This window comes from Flavobacterium sp. (genome assembly GCF_044371705.1).
In the GTDB taxonomy this organism is placed as follows: Bacteria; Bacteroidota; Bacteroidia; order Flavobacteriales; family Flavobacteriaceae; genus Flavobacterium.
Genome location: NZ_JBILTE010000009.1, coordinates 1 through 18,302, shown reverse-complemented (window position 1 = coordinate 18,302; position 18,302 = coordinate 1). Strand labels below are relative to the sequence as shown.

The 18,302-nt window shown below is 35.4% G+C and carries 20 protein-coding genes; 14 read left to right on the top strand and 6 right to left on the bottom strand.

Annotated features, from left to right (window positions below; genetic code table 11):
- Nucleotides 1-8 precede the first annotated feature (8 nt).
- The 5 genes from ACIQ2S_RS01435 to ACIQ2S_RS01415 all read left to right on the top strand — a co-directional run bounded on the left by ACIQ2S_RS01435 (nt 9) and on the right by ACIQ2S_RS01415 (nt 3,485).
- Entirely contained in the window at nt 9-146 is a 138-nt protein-coding gene (locus ACIQ2S_RS01435) for a hypothetical protein (protein ID WP_396172291.1), read from the top strand.
- Between the two features lie 11 nt (nt 147-157).
- A complete protein-coding gene (hemF, locus tag ACIQ2S_RS01430; protein WP_396172290.1) occupies nt 158-1,060 on the top strand; it encodes an oxygen-dependent coproporphyrinogen oxidase in 903 nt (300 codons plus the stop codon).
- 11 nt (nt 1,061-1,071) lie between these two features.
- Nucleotides 1,072-1,992: a DUF4421 family protein gene (locus ACIQ2S_RS01425; RefSeq protein ID WP_396172289.1), complete on the top strand. Its 921-nt coding sequence runs from the start codon at nt 1,072-1,074 to the stop codon at nt 1,990-1,992.
- A gap of 34 nt (nt 1,993-2,026) precedes the next feature.
- Nucleotides 2,027-3,016 (top strand): porphobilinogen synthase, encoded by a 990-nt coding sequence (gene hemB / locus ACIQ2S_RS01420; protein ID WP_396172288.1) that lies wholly within the window; start codon nt 2,027-2,029, stop codon nt 3,014-3,016.
- A 67-nt stretch (nt 3,017-3,083) separates the two neighbouring features.
- Entirely contained in the window at nt 3,084-3,485 is a 402-nt protein-coding gene (locus tag ACIQ2S_RS01415; protein WP_396172287.1) for a c-type cytochrome, read from the top strand.
- Nucleotide 3,486: 1 nt separating this feature from the next.
- On the opposite strand, the gene ACIQ2S_RS01410 is transcribed toward ACIQ2S_RS01415, so the two are convergent.
- Nucleotides 3,487-4,170: a response regulator transcription factor gene (locus tag ACIQ2S_RS01410; protein WP_396172286.1), complete on the bottom strand. Its 684-nt coding sequence runs from the start codon at nt 4,168-4,170 to the stop codon at nt 3,487-3,489.
- Entirely contained in the window at nt 4,167-5,435 is a 1,269-nt protein-coding gene (locus ACIQ2S_RS01405) for a sensor histidine kinase (RefSeq protein WP_396172285.1), read from the bottom strand. The genes ACIQ2S_RS01410 and ACIQ2S_RS01405 overlap by 4 nt, the downstream gene beginning before the upstream one ends.
- Before the next feature lie 163 nt (nt 5,436-5,598).
- Between ACIQ2S_RS01405 and ACIQ2S_RS01400 the strand changes: the two genes are divergently transcribed.
- From ACIQ2S_RS01400 to ACIQ2S_RS01385, 4 genes are all read left to right on the top strand, one after another.
- Nucleotides 5,599-6,045: a DUF1573 domain-containing protein gene (locus tag ACIQ2S_RS01400; RefSeq protein ID WP_396172284.1), complete on the top strand. Its 447-nt coding sequence runs from the start codon at nt 5,599-5,601 to the stop codon at nt 6,043-6,045.
- Nucleotides 6,046-6,176: 131 nt separating this feature from the next.
- Nucleotides 6,177-6,659, top strand: a complete 483-nt coding sequence (locus ACIQ2S_RS01395) for a hypothetical protein (RefSeq protein ID WP_396172283.1) — start codon at nt 6,177-6,179, stop codon at nt 6,657-6,659.
- Nucleotides 6,643-6,843, top strand: a complete 201-nt coding sequence (locus ACIQ2S_RS01390) for a helix-turn-helix transcriptional regulator (protein WP_396172282.1) — start codon at nt 6,643-6,645, stop codon at nt 6,841-6,843. Before ACIQ2S_RS01395 ends, ACIQ2S_RS01390 begins: the two co-directional genes overlap by 17 nt.
- A 78-nt stretch (nt 6,844-6,921) precedes the next feature.
- Nucleotides 6,922-7,635: a 3'-5' exonuclease gene (locus tag ACIQ2S_RS01385; protein ID WP_396172281.1), complete on the top strand. Its 714-nt coding sequence runs from the start codon at nt 6,922-6,924 to the stop codon at nt 7,633-7,635.
- A gap of 145 nt (nt 7,636-7,780) precedes the next feature.
- On the opposite strand, the gene ACIQ2S_RS01380 is transcribed toward ACIQ2S_RS01385, so the two are convergent.
- The gene (locus ACIQ2S_RS01380; RefSeq protein ID WP_396172280.1) at nt 7,781-8,722 is read right to left on the bottom strand and encodes an L-threonine 3-dehydrogenase; all 942 of its coding nucleotides are present in this window, start codon (nt 8,720-8,722) and stop codon (nt 7,781-7,783) included.
- Between the two features lie 217 nt (nt 8,723-8,939).
- Here ACIQ2S_RS01380 and ACIQ2S_RS01375 point away from each other — a divergent pair, with 217 nt between their 5' ends.
- From ACIQ2S_RS01375 to ACIQ2S_RS01360, 4 genes are all read left to right on the top strand, one after another.
- The gene (locus ACIQ2S_RS01375; protein ID WP_396172278.1) at nt 8,940-9,536 is read left to right on the top strand and encodes a hypothetical protein; all 597 of its coding nucleotides are present in this window, start codon (nt 8,940-8,942) and stop codon (nt 9,534-9,536) included.
- Between the two features lie 94 nt (nt 9,537-9,630).
- Nucleotides 9,631-12,891 carry a transcription-repair coupling factor gene (gene mfd / locus ACIQ2S_RS01370; protein WP_396172306.1) on the top strand — a complete coding sequence of 1,087 codons (3,261 nt, stop codon included), beginning with the start codon at nt 9,631-9,633 and terminating at the stop codon, nt 12,889-12,891.
- Between the two features lie 72 nt (nt 12,892-12,963).
- Entirely contained in the window at nt 12,964-13,197 is a 234-nt protein-coding gene (locus tag ACIQ2S_RS01365) for a hypothetical protein (protein WP_396172277.1), read from the top strand.
- On the top strand, nt 13,187-13,492 hold the full coding sequence (locus ACIQ2S_RS01360; protein ID WP_396172276.1) for a type II toxin-antitoxin system RelE/ParE family toxin: 306 nt from the start codon (nt 13,187-13,189) through the stop codon (nt 13,490-13,492). The genes ACIQ2S_RS01365 and ACIQ2S_RS01360 overlap by 11 nt, the downstream gene beginning before the upstream one ends.
- Nucleotide 13,493: 1 nt before the next feature.
- Here the strand turns inward: ACIQ2S_RS01360 and ACIQ2S_RS01355 are convergent, their stop codons facing one another.
- From ACIQ2S_RS01355 to ACIQ2S_RS01345, 3 genes are all read right to left on the bottom strand, one after another.
- The gene (locus ACIQ2S_RS01355) at nt 13,494-14,153 is read right to left on the bottom strand and encodes an aspartate kinase (protein WP_396172275.1); all 660 of its coding nucleotides are present in this window, start codon (nt 14,151-14,153) and stop codon (nt 13,494-13,496) included.
- Nucleotides 14,154-14,310: 157 nt separating this feature from the next.
- Nucleotides 14,311-14,670, bottom strand: coding sequence for a YraN family protein (locus ACIQ2S_RS01350; RefSeq protein WP_396172274.1), 360 nt, complete (start codon nt 14,668-14,670; stop codon nt 14,311-14,313).
- 292 nt (nt 14,671-14,962) lie between these two features.
- Nucleotides 14,963-15,859, bottom strand: coding sequence for an LD-carboxypeptidase (locus ACIQ2S_RS01345; protein WP_396172304.1), 897 nt, complete (start codon nt 15,857-15,859; stop codon nt 14,963-14,965).
- Nucleotides 15,860-16,093: 234 nt separating this feature from the next.
- Between ACIQ2S_RS01345 and metG the strand changes: the two genes are divergently transcribed.
- Nucleotides 16,094-18,169 carry a methionine--tRNA ligase gene (metG, locus tag ACIQ2S_RS01340; RefSeq protein ID WP_396172273.1) on the top strand — a complete coding sequence of 692 codons (2,076 nt, stop codon included), beginning with the start codon at nt 16,094-16,096 and terminating at the stop codon, nt 18,167-18,169.
- The last annotated feature ends 133 nt before the right edge of the window (nt 18,170-18,302 follow it).

The window sequence follows — 18,302 nt, the reverse complement described above, 5'->3', positions numbered from 1 at the left end:
CACTTAGAATGAATTCTAAGGGAAAAACGTCGGTCGTCCCTATGGGACTTCCCAACCAAAGTCCCAGAGGGACGGACGACAATGCTTGTGTTGGAGTTTATTCCAATGCAATAGATTGGATTTCATTGCAATGCAATTCTTATTAATTACAAACAGAATGAAAGATAAATTTCTAAAATATATCCAAACCCTCCAAAATCAAATCACTTCTAAATTAGAAGCGGTTGATGGTTTTGCGAAATTCCGTGAAGATGTTTGGGAACGAGCTGAAGGTGGTGGTGGACAAACTCGCGTCATCGAAAACGGTCAAGTATTCGAAAAAGGGGGTGTGAATATTTCAGCCGTTCATGGAAAATTACCTGATTCCATGCAAAAATTATTCAATGTGGGCGAAGCTGATTTTTTTGCCTGTGGTTTAAGTTTGGTTATTCATCCCAAAAGTCCGATGGTGCCAACCGTTCATGCCAATTGGCGGTATTTTGAAATGTATGATGAAAACGGAGCAATCATCAATCAATGGTTTGGCGGCGGACAAGATTTGACACCTCATTATCTATTTGAAGAAGATGCAATCCATTTTCATCAAACCTGTAAGGCAGCTTGTGACAAACACAATTTGGAGTACTATCCAAAATATAAAAGACAATGTGATAACTATTTTTGGAATGCTCACCGAAACGAAGCCCGAGGAATAGGTGGTTTGTTCTTTGATTATTGCAAAGCAACCGAAACAGTTTCCATGGACGATTGGTTTAATTTTGTAACCGAAATAGGGAATAGTTTTTTAGAAGCCTACGTGCCAATTGTAGAGAAAAGAGTACATTTGCCTTATACTCAACAACATAGAACTTGGCAAGAAATCCGTCGTGGTCGTTATGTAGAATTCAATTTAGTGCATGACAAAGGCACTTTATTCGGTTTGAAAACCAATGGTAGAATTGAAAGTATTTTGATGAGTTTGCCCCCGCATGTGCAATGGGTGTATGACCATCATCCTGAAAATGGAAGTGAAGAAGAAAAATTAATTGCTGTTTTAGAAAATCCGAAAGAGTGGTTGTAAAATTTGTCATAGTGTTGTTTTTTGGAGGAATCATGAGCTCATTTGCTCAAAAGGATTCACTTCAAAATACGCATTTTGTCTCCTATGATGAAAAAGTAATTTCAAGTATCTATTATCAAGACATATCAAATAGTTTTCAAGTCAATTTCAATACTGAAGGAGAAGCAAATTATTTGGGTTTAGAACCGAACCGAAGAGCACAGATCGGACTAAATTTAAGTTATAAATTTATTGACATTTCCTACGGATATTCGCCGGAGTTTTTGACTGAAAACAAAGACAACGATGGTTCTAAATTATTTAGTTTAGGGACTCGATTTTATTACAAAAAATGGATGCAATCTCTTTCTTTCATCAATCAAACAGGTTTTTATATAACCGATGGAGAAACAGAACTAGCTTTCCCCAGACTTAGAACCACAAAAATTGGAGGGACAACATCCTATATTTTTAATGATAAATTTTCATTCAAAATGATTGCTAATCAAAAGGAATGGCAAACAAAAAGTGCCGGAAGCTTCATTCCTAATCTTTCGATTTATTATACCAATTTCGATTTAAATGATGGAAATCCGGAAAGTAAAAGCAATATTTATTTAGTTTCTTTGTCGCCATCGTATTTTTATAATTGGGTAATTAACAATCACTTTTTAATTTCAGGCGGATTGTCCGTAGGTGGTGGATTTAATAGTGTTGATGGGGATTTTGCACCTATTTATGAGGGAAGCGTTAGTTTAAAAATTGGCTATAATTCCGACTCGTTTTTTACATTCGTCAATCTGAATTACATCGATTTTGCTCAAGATTCAGAAGCAGATATTCGTTTAAATGATCAAATATCAACCTTTAAAATTACAGCTGGTTATCGCTTTGACCCGCCCAAAAAAGTAAAAGAATATTACGACAAAGCAAATAAAAAAATCGGATTGTAAATGCTTAAATCTACAATCGTTAAATAAAAATAAAATGTACCCACTTAGAAGAAACAGACGATTACGAACCAATGAGTCTATTCGTTCACTTGTTCGCGAAACCATTCTTTCACCAAACGATTTTATTGTACCACTTTTTGTGGTGGAAGGAAAAGGAATCAAAGAAGAAATTCCTTCGATGCCCAATTATTTCCGATTGAGTTTGGATTTATTGGAAAAGGAAGTAAAAGAATTGGCAAAACTAAACCTGAAGTCCGTTTTGGTATTTGTAAAAGTACCGGATTCTTTAAAAGACAACAAAGGAACAGAAGCATTGAATCCAAACGGATTGATGCAACGAGCGGTGAAATTAATTAAAAATGCAGTTCCGGAAATGATTGTGATGACGGATGTGGCTCTAGATCCTTATTCAGTTTACGGTCACGATGGTGTGATTGAAAACGGAGCGATTGTTAATGATTTAACTTCAGCTATTTTGGCAGAAATGAGTTGTTCGCATGCAGAAGCAGGAGCGGACATTGTGGCTCCAAGTGACATGATGGATGGACGAATTCTGGAAATCAGAGAAGCTTTGGAAGATGAAGGTTATGTAAACACCGGAATCATGGCGTATAGTGCCAAATATGCTTCCGCACATTACGGACCGTTTCGCGAGGCACTCGACAGTGCTCCCGTTGACATGCAAAATGTTCCCAAAGATAAAAAAACCTATCAAATGGATTATCACAACCGCATCGAAGCCATTCGCGAAACTCGCATGGATATTGATGAAGGAGCGGATATTGTGATGGTAAAGCCAGGAATATCGTATTTAGATATTGTTCGTGAAGTTAAAAATGCTTTTGATGTTCCTGTAGCAGTTTATCAGGTTTCCGGAGAATATGCCATGATTAAAGCAGCTTCTGAAAGAGGATGGTTAGACCACGATGCCATCATGATGGAACAAGTAACAGCAATAAAAAGAGCGGGAGCCGATATGATTGCAAGTTATTTTGCAAAAGACGTGGTGAAATTAATTTCATAAATGATTTTTATCAGCTTTTAATAGATTTTTTGATAGTAACTTTGAGTAAATCAATAATTACTTAGATATGAAAAAAATATTTTTTTTACTCTTTTCATTGATTTTTATTTCCTGTGGAGATAAAAAGTCGGAACCTTTTGGCAAAGCAACTGATGAGACGTTGGTTGATCAAACTGAGGTTGCCGTTGACCCTACTCTTGCTTTAGGGGAAGATTTATTTAATGGTGTGGGATTATGCAAAACTTGCCATTTGCCTGATAAAAAAGTTATTGGACCTAGTATTGTTGAAATTGCTACTATTTATAAAGAAAAGGGAGGCAATATGGTTGAATTTTTAAAAGAAAATGCAGAACCTATCGTAGATCCTACGCAATATGAAGTGATGAAAACAAATTTTGCGGTGACTAAAACGCTTTCCGATGAAGAATTGAAAGCTTTAGAAACGTATATGTATAGTTTTTTGAAATAATTTATTCTAAAACTAATTTGAACCCAACTCTTGGAATGTTTTCAATCCGGATGTTGGGTTCTTCTTTAAATACTTTTCGCAGTCGCGAAATAAAAACATCCAGACTTCTTCCAACAAAATAATCATCGGTTCCCCAAAGTTCAATTAAAATTTTTTCGCGTTTGAGAACCGTATTTTTGTTATCAAGAAAAAACTTTAACAATGCCGCTTCTCGCTCGGTGAGGTTAGTTACTTCTTTTCCTTTCGAGACACAATAATTGGTAGGATCAAATTCATAGGAACCAATCAGGTAGGTCGTCAAATTTTTTGAGGTGTTTTTTTGACTTCTATTTAAAAACACTTCCATTTTTAAGGTTAACTCTTCCATCGAATAGGGTTTGACCAAATAATCATCTGCACCTAATTTTAAACCTTTGATTCGGTCTTCCTTCATCGTTTTGGCAGATAAAAAGATGATGGGAATTTCTTGGTTTCGTTTCCTGATTTCAGTGGCAATTTCAAAACCATCCATGTCCGGCAACATCACATCTAAAATACACAAATCAAATTCCTCTTTGCAAAAGGCATCAAATCCGGTTTTCCCATTGGTGTAATGTGACACATCATAGGTTTGTTCTAAACTGTCAGCAGTTAAAAACCCTAAGGATTCATCATCTTCTACATATAGAATTTTCTTTTTACTCATAAAACATCTTTTTTAGGAATCGTGATTGTTACAATAATTCCTGTGGGTGTATTATTTTGAATGGAAATGTTCCATCGATGTAAATCTATAATTTTTTTAACGTATGACAAACCTATGCCAAAACCTTCTATTTCATTTTTTGATTCTCTTGGAACGCGGTAAAACTTATCAAAAACATAATCCAAATGTTTTTGTTCAATTCCCGGACCGTTATCAGCAAAACTGATCACCAGATTTTTTTCATTTTCCGAACAATTGATGATGATTTCCGGACTTGCGGTTCCGTATTTAATGGCATTATCTACAATGTTATAAAACACATTGTATAAATGAAATTCATCTGCATGCAAAAGATAGTTTTTTTGATTTTCAAATTGCAATGAAACCTTTTTATCAGTTTTCAATAGCACATTTTCTTCAACCAGTAGGATCATTTCTGTTAAAGAAATACTTTTTTTATCCAATTCAATCCAATTGGCATCACCTTTAGCAACGGTCAACATTCGTTCGATGTGTTGGTTTAATTTATTGCTTTGTTTAATGATGATATCCATGTATTTATGGAGTTTTGGATTGTTTTTAATTTCCTCTTGTGAGTTGGCATAATTGGAAGCAATTAAAATAGAGGCCAAAGGCGTTTTGAATTCATGCGTCATATTGTTGATGAAATCATTTTGAAGCTCCGAATATTTTTTCTGTTTCAAGAGCAAAATCACCGAATACACATAAATGATTAACACCAAAATTAATATAGAAGTATAGATCCAATATTGACCCAACGAGCCAATCAATGAATACTTTAAATTGGGGAAACGAACGGCAAAATAATAAATCAGACCTTCTTTCTTTTCAAAACAATTTTCACATTCGTTGGTTTTATCATCCGAGCTTGAAATATAGTCGCCATAAATCATTTCATCTGAACCACAATCGTAAATGGCATATTCAAAATCAAGGTCTAATTTTACTTTTTGAAATTCTGTTTTCAAATAATATTCTAAAACTTTTGCTTCAAATACATCATCAACATTCACAATATAGTAATCTTCCGTTACTTTTTTAATTTGATCTTTAATAGGAAGTTGGGTTTTATTGTCGCGATAAATTTTTTGAACAATATCTTGCAAAGCAAAATAAATCTTTTCACTGTATTCCTTTTTCTCAAAGGCATAAGCTTGATTGAGCATTAAGAGTTGCATAAATAGCACTCCTACAATGGCTAAAAAACCAACAAAAATGATCGTATTTAATTTATTGAATTTCAAAATGGATTTTTATTTGAATAGCAAATCTAGCGAACTCAAAATGGGAAAAGAATTAAAAATGAACGGATTAACAACTCATTAACAAAACTTATAGTTCGATTAACAGAAAACAAATTTAGAGTAAATATATTTGCCTTGTAACTTAATATAAAACTAAAAAAATATGAAAGCATTAAAAATTACATGTATCGCAATCGTAGGAATGTTTATGACTACTTCTGCATCTTTTGCACAAGAAGCTAAACCGGCCGCAAAACAACCAATCACCACTACACCAGCTCCACAAAAACCATCAGCTCCTGTAGCTTGGACAGCAACTACTTTTGATTTTAAAGAAATCAAACAAGGAGTTCCTGTTTCTCACGATTTTACATTCAAAAACACCACTAAGCAAACCGTTTTAATTACTAGTGTTAGAGCATCTTGTGGTTGTACAGCTACAGATTATACTAAAACTCCGGTAAAACCAGGGGCTACTGCTTATGTAAAAGCAACCTATAACGCAGCGTCACCGGGACAATTTTCAAAAACAGTAACGGTTACTTTAAATGAAAATGAAGCTCCGGTAATCTTGACTATCAAAGGAAATGTTACTCCTACGCAGTCATAATAAATGCTAAATAATAAACGTAAAAGCCACACAATTGTGTGGCTTTTTTGTTAAATATAATGTAAAGTATGTTTTACATATTGGAAAAAATGTTTTACATTTGTGTAGTTAATCTTTAAATCAATATAGTTATGATGACGAATTATTTATTTCCAAACCGATTAAAAAAGTTGGGTTGGTTGTTGTTTATTCCTTCGTTAATAGGAGCTGTGCTATTTAGTATTTATGAACCGGATTTTGAATTTCTAAGATTAAAAACATTTGCAGTATTTAACGATGACTTCTTTAATAGTAAAAAGTTTTTTAATCTCATTGAGAATAACTTAATAGATGAGATTCTTGGAGTGCTTTTAATTGTGGGTGGCTTATTGGTCGCTTTTTCAAAAGAAAAAATTGAAGATGAAATGGTAGCTAAAATCAGGTTGGAAAGTTTAGTTTGGGCAACTTATGTCAATTATACCGTTCTTTTAGCATGTGTGATTTTTATTTACGGAATGCCATTTTTAACAGTGATGATGTACAATATGTTTACTTTATTGTTCTTTTTCATCGTTCGTTTTTATTGGATGATTTACAAATCTTCAAAAGCTATAGACGATGAAAAATACAATTAAAGTAGAACGGGCAATTGCCAATATTACGCAAGCTGAATTAGCCGAAAAGATTGGTGTGAGTCGGCAAACCATTAATGCCATTGAATCCAATCGATTTGTACCATCTACGGTTTTAGCTTTGAAATTGTCGCGACTTTTTAATAAATCAGTTAATGATATTTTTCAATTGGAAGAGTCCGATTAGTAATTTTTTGTGATTGAATGTAAAATCTTTCAAAAGTTTTATTTACTTTTATAAGGCAATACTTTAAAAAAGAGCAAAATGATTGAAAAAATTAAACTCGACAATATTCTTTTCTTAGATATTGAAACTGTTCCCGAAGAAGATCATTTTAATAATTTAGACGAAGAAAAGAAATACCTTTTTGAGCAAAAAACCAAGTACCAAAGAGGTGAGGAATATACCGCTGACGAATTTTATGACCGTGCCGGAATTTGGGCTGAGTTTGGTAAAATCATTTGTATTTCTGTTGGTTACTTTGTGACAAAAGGAGATATTCGGAATTTTCGTGTGACTACTTTTTTTGGTGACGAAACAAAGATCCTGAAGGATTTTAGCAACTTACTTAACAATCATTTTAGTCAACCGCAACATATTTTATGCGGACATAATGCCAAAGAATTTGATTTTCCTTTTATAGCAAGGAGAATGATTATTTTAGGGGTTGAACTTCCGGCTAAACTCAATTTATTTGGCAAAAAACCTTGGGAAGTACCTCATTTAGATACTTTAGAACTATGGAAGTTTGGCGACTATAAACATTACACGTCGATGCGATTATTAACGAAAGTGTTGAAAATACCTTCTCCAAAAGATGATATTGATGGAAGCGAAGTCGCTCATGTTTATTACGTTGAAAAAGACATCGATCGAATTATTACCTATTGTGAAAAGGATGTTATTGCCGTTGCACAAGTCTTTTTGAAATTACGTCGGGAAGATTTATTGATTGACGATGAGATCAGTCATGTTTAAAAGAAGTGCTTTTGCCGACTTACCCTTGTTTGGTATGCTCCCACTATCAATCGTTAAAGGCTTGAAGTGTAGCAACAAGTTCCCTTGACCAAAAAAGGGGTTTTTCACCGCAGGTATTGCTTAAAAAGTGAGAGTCCTTTTTGTTTTATTTAGCTAAATTTTCCAACATTACTTGCGTCATTCGTTCCATATCAAATTCATGCTTCCAACCCCAATCGGATCGTGCGGAAGTATCATCAATACTTGCCGGCCAACTGTCGGCAATTGCCTGACGGAAATCCGGTGCATAATCAATGGTAAACTCAGGAATATGCTTTTGAATAGATGCTGCAATTTCTTTTGGAGTAAAACTAATCCCTGATAAATTATAAGATGAACGTATTATAATCTGCTCCTTTGGTGCTTGCATAATTTCTACAGTTGCACGAATGGCATCATCCATGTACATCATTGGTAAACCGGTATTTTCAGACAGAAAACAAGTGAATTTTTTATCCGCTAATGCTTTGTAATAAATATCAACAGCATAATCGGTAGTGCCACCACCCGGAGGAGTTGTCCATGAGATCAATCCAGGATAACGGATGCTTCGCACATCTACTCCATATTGTTTGTTATAATATTCACACCAGCGTTCGCCCGCTTGTTTGGAAATTCCGTAAACAGTCGAAGGTTCCATCACAGTATATTGAGGCGTGTTGTCTCTAGGAGTTGTAGGTCCGAAAACCGCAATACTCGAAGGCCAGAATATCTTTTGAATCTTTCCGGCTTTTGCAAGATTCAGTACGTGAAACAAGGAGTTCATATTCAAATCCCACGCAAAAGCAGGGTTTTTTTCGGCGGTTGCCGACAGTAAAGCCGCCATTAAATACACTTCGGTTATTTCATAAGTTTCAATCAAATGCTCAATCTGATTATAATCCAATGCATTGATAACTTCAAAAATGCCGTTGTTCACCACATCGTTATTCAGTTTCCGAATATCCGAAGCAATGACGTTATCGGTGCCGTATAAAGTTCGCAATTTTTGTGTCAACTCAGTGCCTATTTGACCGCAGGCGCCAATGATTAGGATTTTTGTTTGCATGAGATTCGTAAATTTGATTGCAAATATAACGATTTCGTAACTCACAATTGTTGATTTATTTTTGGTATTTCCATTACTAACCCGGATTGAAACACAGCAAAAAACTTGCAATGAAAAGCCGGATCAGCTGCTAAAAAATAAATAATTTAAGGAAGTATTCACAACTCTTGGCTTCTTTCATTTTACCTTTGTATTTTTGAATTCAAATTCGTCACTTATGACTTTACGGTTCACATTACTTTTTCTGGCTTTAGTTACCTTCATGGGATGTAAAGATGATTCTGCCGAACGATTGGCTGCCAATAAAAAAGACCTTGAAAAAAAAGACGCTATTTTTACCGCCATCAATAATGCGTGGAGTTTTAGAACGATACAACCGCAAGCCAAATCGCAAACTTTAATTGCCAATTGGGAAGAACTACGGCTGTTGTTGTTAGAGTTGAATCAGAAACCCAAAAGTACAATTGGAGCTTTTCAAAAAAAATCAATTGATTTGACAAAAAAAGTAGATAGCGTTTATAATTCTATTCCTTCCAATTTGCAAATTCCCGAATTTAAAAGTCGGTTTTTAGTACTGTTGAACCAGTTTCGCACTTTAGAGCTCTTTATTACTTTAGACGAAATACCTCAAACGAAAGTAATTGCAGTAATTGAGGAAATCAACAAACAATTAGCATCCATTGAAATCCAATTGGATGAATTCGTTCGCAAAAGCGAAGTGCCAATGGAGCAAGGAGAATCGGATATGATTCGTATGTTAGACACCTCCAGAGCCGCCAAAAATATTCCTAAAAATCTCGAAAAAATTGACTAAATCCGATATACAGTCATTGTATGCAAAATCATCTAAAGTTCTTGCTGCTGTTGCCGCTTTAGAAAACAAACACGCCCGAATTCATTTAAAAGGAATGGTGGGTTCATCGGTATCCTTGATTCTTCATTCACTTTTTAACAAAAGTGAATTTCCTTTTTTAATTCTGTGCGATGACAAAGAAGAAGCAGCCTATTATCTCAACGATTTAGAGCACTTAATCAACGACCAAGAGGTTTTGTTTTACCCGAGTTCGTACCGCCGACCGTATCAATTAGAAGAAACCGACAATGCCAATGTACTCTTACGTGCCGAAGTTTTAAATCGCATCAACTCACGTAAAAAACCATTCATTATTGTCACATATCCGGAAGCGGTTTTTGAAAAAGTGGTGACCCGAAAAGAACTGGACAAAAATACCTTGAAAGTTTCTGTCGGTGACCAAATATCCATTGATTTTATCAACGAAGTATTGTTTGAATACCATTTCAAAAGAGTGGATTTTATCTCCGAACCGGGGGAGTTTTCTGTTCGCGGTGGGATTGTAGACGTCTTTTCGTTTTCCAACGACCATCCGTACCGCATTGAGTTTTTTGGTAATGAAGTAGACAGTATTCGAACGTTTGATGTGGAAACGCAACTTTCTATTGCCAAACAAACCAAGATTGCCATTATTCCCAATGTAGAAAATAAATACTTACAGGAAAACCGAGAAAGCTTTTTAAACTATATTCATCCGAATACGGTTCTGTTTATACAAAATGCAGAAGTAGTTACCGCTCAATTAGACAAATTGTTTGCTCTTGCAACCGACGCATATAATAAACTTTCCAGGGAAATCAAGCATGCCAATCCGGAAGAGTTGTTTATCGATCAAGCTGCTTTCCTAAAAAAAGCATTGGATTTTTCATTGGTTGAAATGGGTAATTCTTCTCTTTTCAAAACGGAAAAGATATTTGAATTTCACATGCAACCGCAACCTTCATTCAACAAACAATTTGATTTATTGTTGAATAACTTGAATGAAAATCATTTCAACGGTTATAAAAACTACTTATTTTGTTCCAATGAAAGTCAGGCAGACCGTTTTCATGATATTTTTGAAAGCTTAGACGAAGCCAATCATGAAGACATTCGCAAACAGTATAAAACGACTGTTTTTCCTTTGTACCAAGGTTTTATTGACGAAGAAATGCAAATGGCCTGTTACACCGATCATCAGATTTTTGAGCGTTACCACAAATTCAGCATTAAAAACGGGTATTCCAAAAAGCAAACCATCACTTTAAAAGAATTAACGACTCTTTCTGTAGGTGATTATGTGACACATATTGATCACGGTATTGGTAAATTTGGTGGTTTACAAAAAATACAAGTAGAAGGAAAAACTCAAGAGGCCATCAAATTGGTATATGCAGATAATGACATAGTGTATGTGAGCATTCACTCCTTACACAAAATTGTCAAGTACAACGGCAAAGACGGCACGCCTCCTAAAATATATAAATTAGGTTCGAGTGCTTGGAAAGCGTTAAAGCAAAAAACCAAAGCTCGGGTAAAGCATATTGCTTTTAACTTAATTCAGCTTTATGCCAAACGCCGATTAGAAAAAGGCTTTCAATATGCTCCCGACAGTTATTTGCAAAAAGAATTGGAAAGTTCGTTTATTTACGAAGATACTCCCGATCAAATTACTGCCACCCGCGATGTAAAAAACGACATGGAAAACGAACGTCCGATGGATCGTCTGATTTGCGGTGACGTTGGGTTTGGCAAAACAGAAGTCGCCATTCGTGCCGCTTTTAAAGCAGTTGATAATAGCAAACAAGTGGCCATACTGGTTCCCACCACCATTTTGGCGTACCAACATTACCGAACGTTTACCGAACGGTTGAAAGACATGCCGGTCACGGTCCATTATCTAAACCGATTCCGAACAGCTAAACAAAAAAGTGAAACGTTGAAAGGTTTAGCCGAAGGAAAAGTAGACATCATCATCGGAACGCATCAATTGGTAAGCAAAGATGTCAAATTCAAAGACTTGGGCTTACTGATTATTGATGAAGAACAAAAATTCGGTGTGAACGTTAAAGACAAACTCAAAACGATTTCTGAAACGGTTGACACGTTGACGTTAACCGCAACTCCCATCCCCAGAACGTTGCAGTTTTCATTAATGGCGGCACGAGATTTATCAGTTATTACGACACCTCCACCCAATCGATATCCGATTGAATCGCAAGTGGTTCAATTTAATGAAGAGCTAATTCGTGATGCTGTTTCTTATGAAATTCAGCGAAACGGACAAGTATTTTTCATCAATAACCGTATTGAAAACATCAAAGAAGTCGCCGGAATGATTCAGCGATTGGTCCCAGATGCACGAGTGGGCATTGGTCACGGACAAATGGACGGCAAAAAATTGGAAGAACTAATGCTTGCCTTTATGAATGGCGAATTTGACGTATTGGTTGCTACAACTATTATTGAAAGTGGTTTGGATGTACCGAATGCCAACACCATTTTTATTAATAATGCGAATAATTTCGGGTTGTCTGATTTACATCAAATGCGAGGTCGTGTGGGACGAAGCAATAAAAAAGCATTCTGTTATTTCATCACTCCGCCGTATAGTATGATGACCGATGATGCACGAAAACGCATACAAGCGTTGGAACAATTCAGTGAATTGGGAAGTGGCTTTAACATTGCCATGAAAGATTTAGAAATTCGCGGTGCCGGCGATTTATTGGGCGGTGAGCAAAGTGGTTTTATCAATGAAATTGGATTTGACACCTACCAAAAAATCATGAACGAAGCCATCGAAGAGCTGAAAGAAAATGAATTCAAAGATTTGTACCCGACTGATGAAAATTTGGAAACCAAAACCTATGTAAAAGACCTACAAATAGATTCCGATTTTGAACTACTATTCCCGGATGATTACATCAATAACATCTCTGAACGTTTGAATTTGTACAACGAACTAAGCACCGTTAAAGACGAAGAAGCTTTGCTGGCTTACGAACAAAAACTCATCGACCGTTTCGGGCCTTTACCAAAAGAAGCTCTTGCTTTGTTAAACAGCGTCCGAATCAAGTGGCGTGCCACCCAAATGGGATTGGAAAAACTGGTATTAAAACAAGGAAAAATGATTGGTTATTTTGTCGGAGACCAACAAAGTGATTATTATCAATCGAGTCGTTTTCAAAAGGTTTTACAGTTTGTGCAACACAACGGCCACTTGTGCAAAATGAAAGAGAAAGAAACCAAAAACGGTTTGCGTTTGTTGTTGACTTTTGAAAATGTGAAGTCTGTGAAGAAGGCGTTGGAGTTGATGGAGATGATGGGAAACTAGATCATAATTACAAAAAATAAAAATTCTTGAAATTATAAATTTTGTATCTTTGATTTTATATAATTCAAGAGAATGAGTGTACAAACAGAAAAATCCATCTTATTTGATTTACTTCAAAATATAAATGATGCTTCACTTTTAAAAAAAGTGAAGAATTTTGTTTTGAAAGAAATTGAGCACAATGATTTGACCACCGCTCAAAAAGAAGAACTTGAAAAAAGGCTACTTGATCATCAAGAAAATCCAAAATCCGGTATTGATGCTTTTCAATTTTTAGATTCACTTAAAACAAAATATGAGTTATAAAAAGCTCGTTTTAAAATCTACGGCAGCCATTGAAATAGAAGAAGCTATTTCTCGTTACACTACCATTAACTTAAGTTTAGGAAAAAAATTGGAAAAAGAAGTTCGTGCTTCTTTTAATAAAATTGCCAAAAATCCTGAAGCATTCCAATTTCGATATAATACCATTCGCATTATTTGGTTAAAAACATTTCCCTACGGAATATATTACATTTATGATACCGAAGATGTTACTATTATTGCCTTTTGGCATAGCAAAGAAGATAACTTTGGCAAACTAAACAAAGGCCAATTATAATCTACAAATTCTTCAAATCTTTAATCACTTTAAAAGCAACATCCACTTCTTCATCACTCACCAAAATGGTAAATTCGTTGGAGGTTGAAATTACTTCATTGATGCTGATTCCTTCCCAAGCTAAACGCTGAAAAATATAGTAATAAACCCCGGGAACGGAAACATTTTCCTTTGGCAATTTTACGGTTATGGAAGCTAATTTGTCTTGTGTTTGAATGAGTTTTTCTGTCTCAAAATGCTTTAAAACCAAATGACCTACCACGTCACTCACTACAATATTTGTTTCGGTTACGCCCCGGGAAGAGGTGTAAAATATATCGGAATAGGTGTTGATTTCAGTAATTAAATCGGCTTGCTTGTTCAAAATGGTTTCAGACACAGCAAACGTATAATCAGTCAACGACGAACGAACCGTTATTTCACCCAAGTTTTTTAATACTTTGATGATTTTAAAGTTCAATCGGAAATCCAAGTCTTCTGACAATCGCTTCAAAGCCATGACAATCGCACCGTGCTTGACATCTTTGCCTAATTCTTGCTCCAATTCAGGCATCATGTTTCGGGCTAAAGAAGTTAAATTAATAATACCTTGAGATAAGGCACTCAATAAAAAAGGTTTGGTTTTTATGTAGTGCTCTACAACGGAAGAGATTGTTTTCATAGGAGACTATTTATTGTATTTTAAAGGACCTATGTAATCGCTTTTTTTTTAATGGTATTTGCTCACGCAAATGCTATTTTTTGGCGATTTCATAATATTATAACTTTAACTAATGTAAAAGTACAAATTAAATACAATTTGTTACAAATGAAACATGTTAAAAGTGAAAAAATGCATCTTCTAAATGTTCAATATTCAATTGATTACCCTCTTTGTGAATGGCAATAATATCAAAACGCACTTCCACATCCAGTTCATTTTGAACAACATATTCATTAACTGCTTTTACTAATAATTGAATTTTCTTGGGTTTTACAAAATCTTGAGGCAAACCAAAATCAATGGACGAACGAGTTTTAACTTCCACAATGGCGAGTATATTTTCTTTTTGTGCAATAATATCCACTTCGGCTTTTTGAAAGGTCCAGTTGGTTTCTAAAATTTCATAGCCGTCGTTTTGCAGAAACTCTACAGCTAATTTTTCGCCTTCTTTGCCTAATTCATTGTGTTGGGCCATAATAAAAAGAAATTCCAATGTTCAAATTCCAAATTCCAAAAAAAACTACTTTTCAGAACACAGATGATAAAAATTAATAAAATTTAAAGAATTTAAAAAAACTATTATTTTAATTTCTTTCATTTTAAAAATCTGTGTTCCCTAAAATAATTTAAAATCCAAATTCCATAAAAAGAGTTTTTGAACACAGATGATAAAAATTAATAAAATTTAAAGAATTTAAAAAAACTATTATTATAATTTCTTTCATTTTAAAAATCTGTGTTCCACTTTTAATTAGATTATAAAATCACTAATCAAAAATCAACTTTGTTCCTGTTTCCGTCACCTCCAAGGTCACTTGTCGTCCAAAAATCAATGCTCGATTATCCGGAATATGTCCCGCCGGGAAATGATAAACTACCGGAATATTGTAGGTCTTAGTCACATCCTCAATAATTTGCAAGGCATCTTTCCCCCATGGAATATCATTGTCTTTCATTTTGGTCATGCTTCCCACCACAATTCCCTTCAAACTTTCCAAACAGCCATTGCGTTTTAAGTTCATCATCATGCGGTCGATGTGGTACAAATATTCATCCAAATCTTCCAAAAACAATATTTTATCTGTGCAATCTATTGCTGATTCTGAACCAAACAAACTGTACAAAATAGATAAATTTCCTCCTACTAATTCTCCTTTGGCTTTGCCTAATTTATTGATAGGATCAAACGGAATGGCATACGAAAGACTTTCGCCAAACAGTGCTTTCCGCAAGCTCTCTTTGGCTTCGGGAGTTGCTCTTGGAATATTCACCGGCATCATTCCGTGAATGGATTGAATCCCTAAGTTATGAATATGGCTGTGTAAAACCGTCACATCGCTAAAACCAATGACCCATTTGGGATGAACTTTAAAATTTGTAAAATCAATCAAGTCAACTATTCGAACCGTTCCATAGCCGCCTCGAACACACCAAATTGCTTTCACAGTCGGATTATCCAATTGCTGTTGAAAGTCATTTGCTCGGTCTTCATCGGTTCCCGCCAACTGATTTTGATCTAGTCCGATCGAACTACCAACCAAAACTTTTAATCCCCAATTTTCTAAAAATTCTTTGGCGAGTTTCAAGTCGTCGTCAATATGTTTTCGGGCAGTTGCCACAATAGCAACCGTGTCGCCTTTTTTTAAATAAGGAGGTGTGATCATTTTTTTGTCCATTTGAGCATTAGCATTGAAAAAAAGAGCCAAAACAAACCAAAGTAGAACAGTATGTTTCATAGTTGATTGGTTTCAATCTAACAAATAAACAAATAAACCCTCAAACGATAAAACGAATCTCCAAAATTTAATTAGAATCGATGGGTTTGCTTATTTTTGCAAAACAATAGTATTAATTCATGCCTTTTTGCGTCTTTGCGACTTGGCGAGAAACAAAATCATATGATAGATAATCCTAAAAGATATACAATTACTGCGGCATTGCCATACACTAACGGTCCGATTCACATTGGACATTTAGCAGGTGTTTACGTTCCCTCCGATATTTATGCCCGTTACCAACGTTTGCAAGGAAAAGATGTGGCATTTATTTGCGGAAGTGACGAACACGGTGTGGCCATTTCAATGAAGGCGAAAAAAGAAGGCATCACGCCGCAACAAGTTATTGATAAATATGACGGAATCATTCGGCAATCGTTTTTGGATTTCGGAATTTCGTTTGACAATTATTCACGTACCTCCTCAAAAATTCATCATTATACAGCATCCGAGTTTTTTAGAACACTCTATGACAAAGGTGATTTTATAGAAGAAGTAACCGAACAATTATACGATGCACAAGCCGATCAGTTTTTAGCGGATCGATTTGTTGTAGGAACGTGTCCGAAATGCGGTAACGAAGAAGCATACGGCGACCAATGTGAGAAATGTGGTTCTACGCTGAATGCTACCGATTTAATCAATCCGAAGTCGACTATTACCGGCACAACGCCTATTAAAAAAGAAACCAAACATTGGTTTTTACCATTAGACCGATATTCCGATTTTTTAACTGAATGGATTTTAGTCGGCCATAAAAATGATTGGAAACCAAACGTATACGGTCAAGTAAAATCATGGATTGACGGCGGTTTAGAGCCACGAGCTGTGACTAGAGATTTAGATTGGGGTATTGATGTTCCCGTGGAAGGTGCCGAAGGCAAAAAATTATATGTATGGTTTGATGCTCCGATTGGTTACATTTCATCCACCAAAGAATGGGCGGCACGCGAAGGAAAAGATTGGAAACCTTATTGGAAAGATGCCGACACTAAACTGGTTCATTTTATTGGAAAAGACAATATCGTGTTTCATTGTATCATTTTCCCGGCGATGTTAAAAGCAGAAGGAAGTTATATCTTACCCGAAAATGTTCCGGCCAATGAGTTTTTAAATTTGGAAGGAAACAAATTATCTACTTCTAAAAATTGGGCCGTTTGGTTGCATGAATATCTACTTGATTTTCCGGAGAAGCAAGATGTTTTACGTTACGCTTTAACCGCAAACGCACCTGAAACCAAAGACAATGATTTTACCTGGAAAGATTTTCAGGCAAGAAACAATAATGAATTAGCTGCGATTTACGGCAACTTTATTAATCGTGTGGTGGTTTTAACACACAAATATTATAACGGAATTGTACCTCAACCCAATGATTTTACAGCAATTGATGAACAGGTTTTGGCAGAATTAAAAGCTTATCCTGCAGTGATTGGAAGTTCGATTGAACGCTACCGATTCAGAGAAGCGTTAGGCGAATTGATGAATGTTGCCCGTTTGGGAAACAAATATTTAGCAGATGAAGAACCTTGGAAAATGGTAAAAACCGATCCGGAACGTGTGAAAACACAAATGTATGTGGCTTTGCAAATTGCTACGGCATTGGGTGTTTTATCGGAACCTTTTTTGCCGTTTACAACGCAAAAATTGTTAAAGACGTTGCAATTCAACGCATCTACCGATGCGGAAAAAATTGGCTGGGACACGATTTCCAAATCATCTGAATTGTTAAAATCCGGCCACCAAATTGGTCAAGGAGAAATTTTGTTTGCTCAAATTGAAGATGCCGAAATCCAAAAACAAATAGACAAATTAGAAGCGACAAAAACTGCCAATAAAATGGAAAGCAAAACTGTAGAACCTCAAAAACCAACAGCAACATTTGAAGATTTTGCCAAACTTGATTTACGGGTTGGTACAATTATTGAAGCAGAGAAAATGCCTAAGGCAAATAAGTTGCTAGTTTTAAAAGTGGATACAGGAATGGATGTTCGTACCATCGTTTCGGGAATCGCCGAACATTTTTCGCCGGAAGAAGTAGTTGGAAAACGCGTGACAATTTTAGCCAATTTAGCACCAAGAGCCTTGCGTGGCGTTGATAGTGAAGGAATGATTTTGATGACCAATAATGCGGAAGGGAAATTGGTATTTGTGAATCCGGATGGTGATGGGGTTGATAATGGGGCGATGATTTCATAAAATTATCGAATGGTAGAGACGTTGCAATGCAACGTCTGTACAGAATAAAATTAATATTTTAAAAGCCAAAATGAAAAATGTATGCCAAAAAAATTCAATAATAAATATCGCATAGATTCTGCACGCCTAAAAA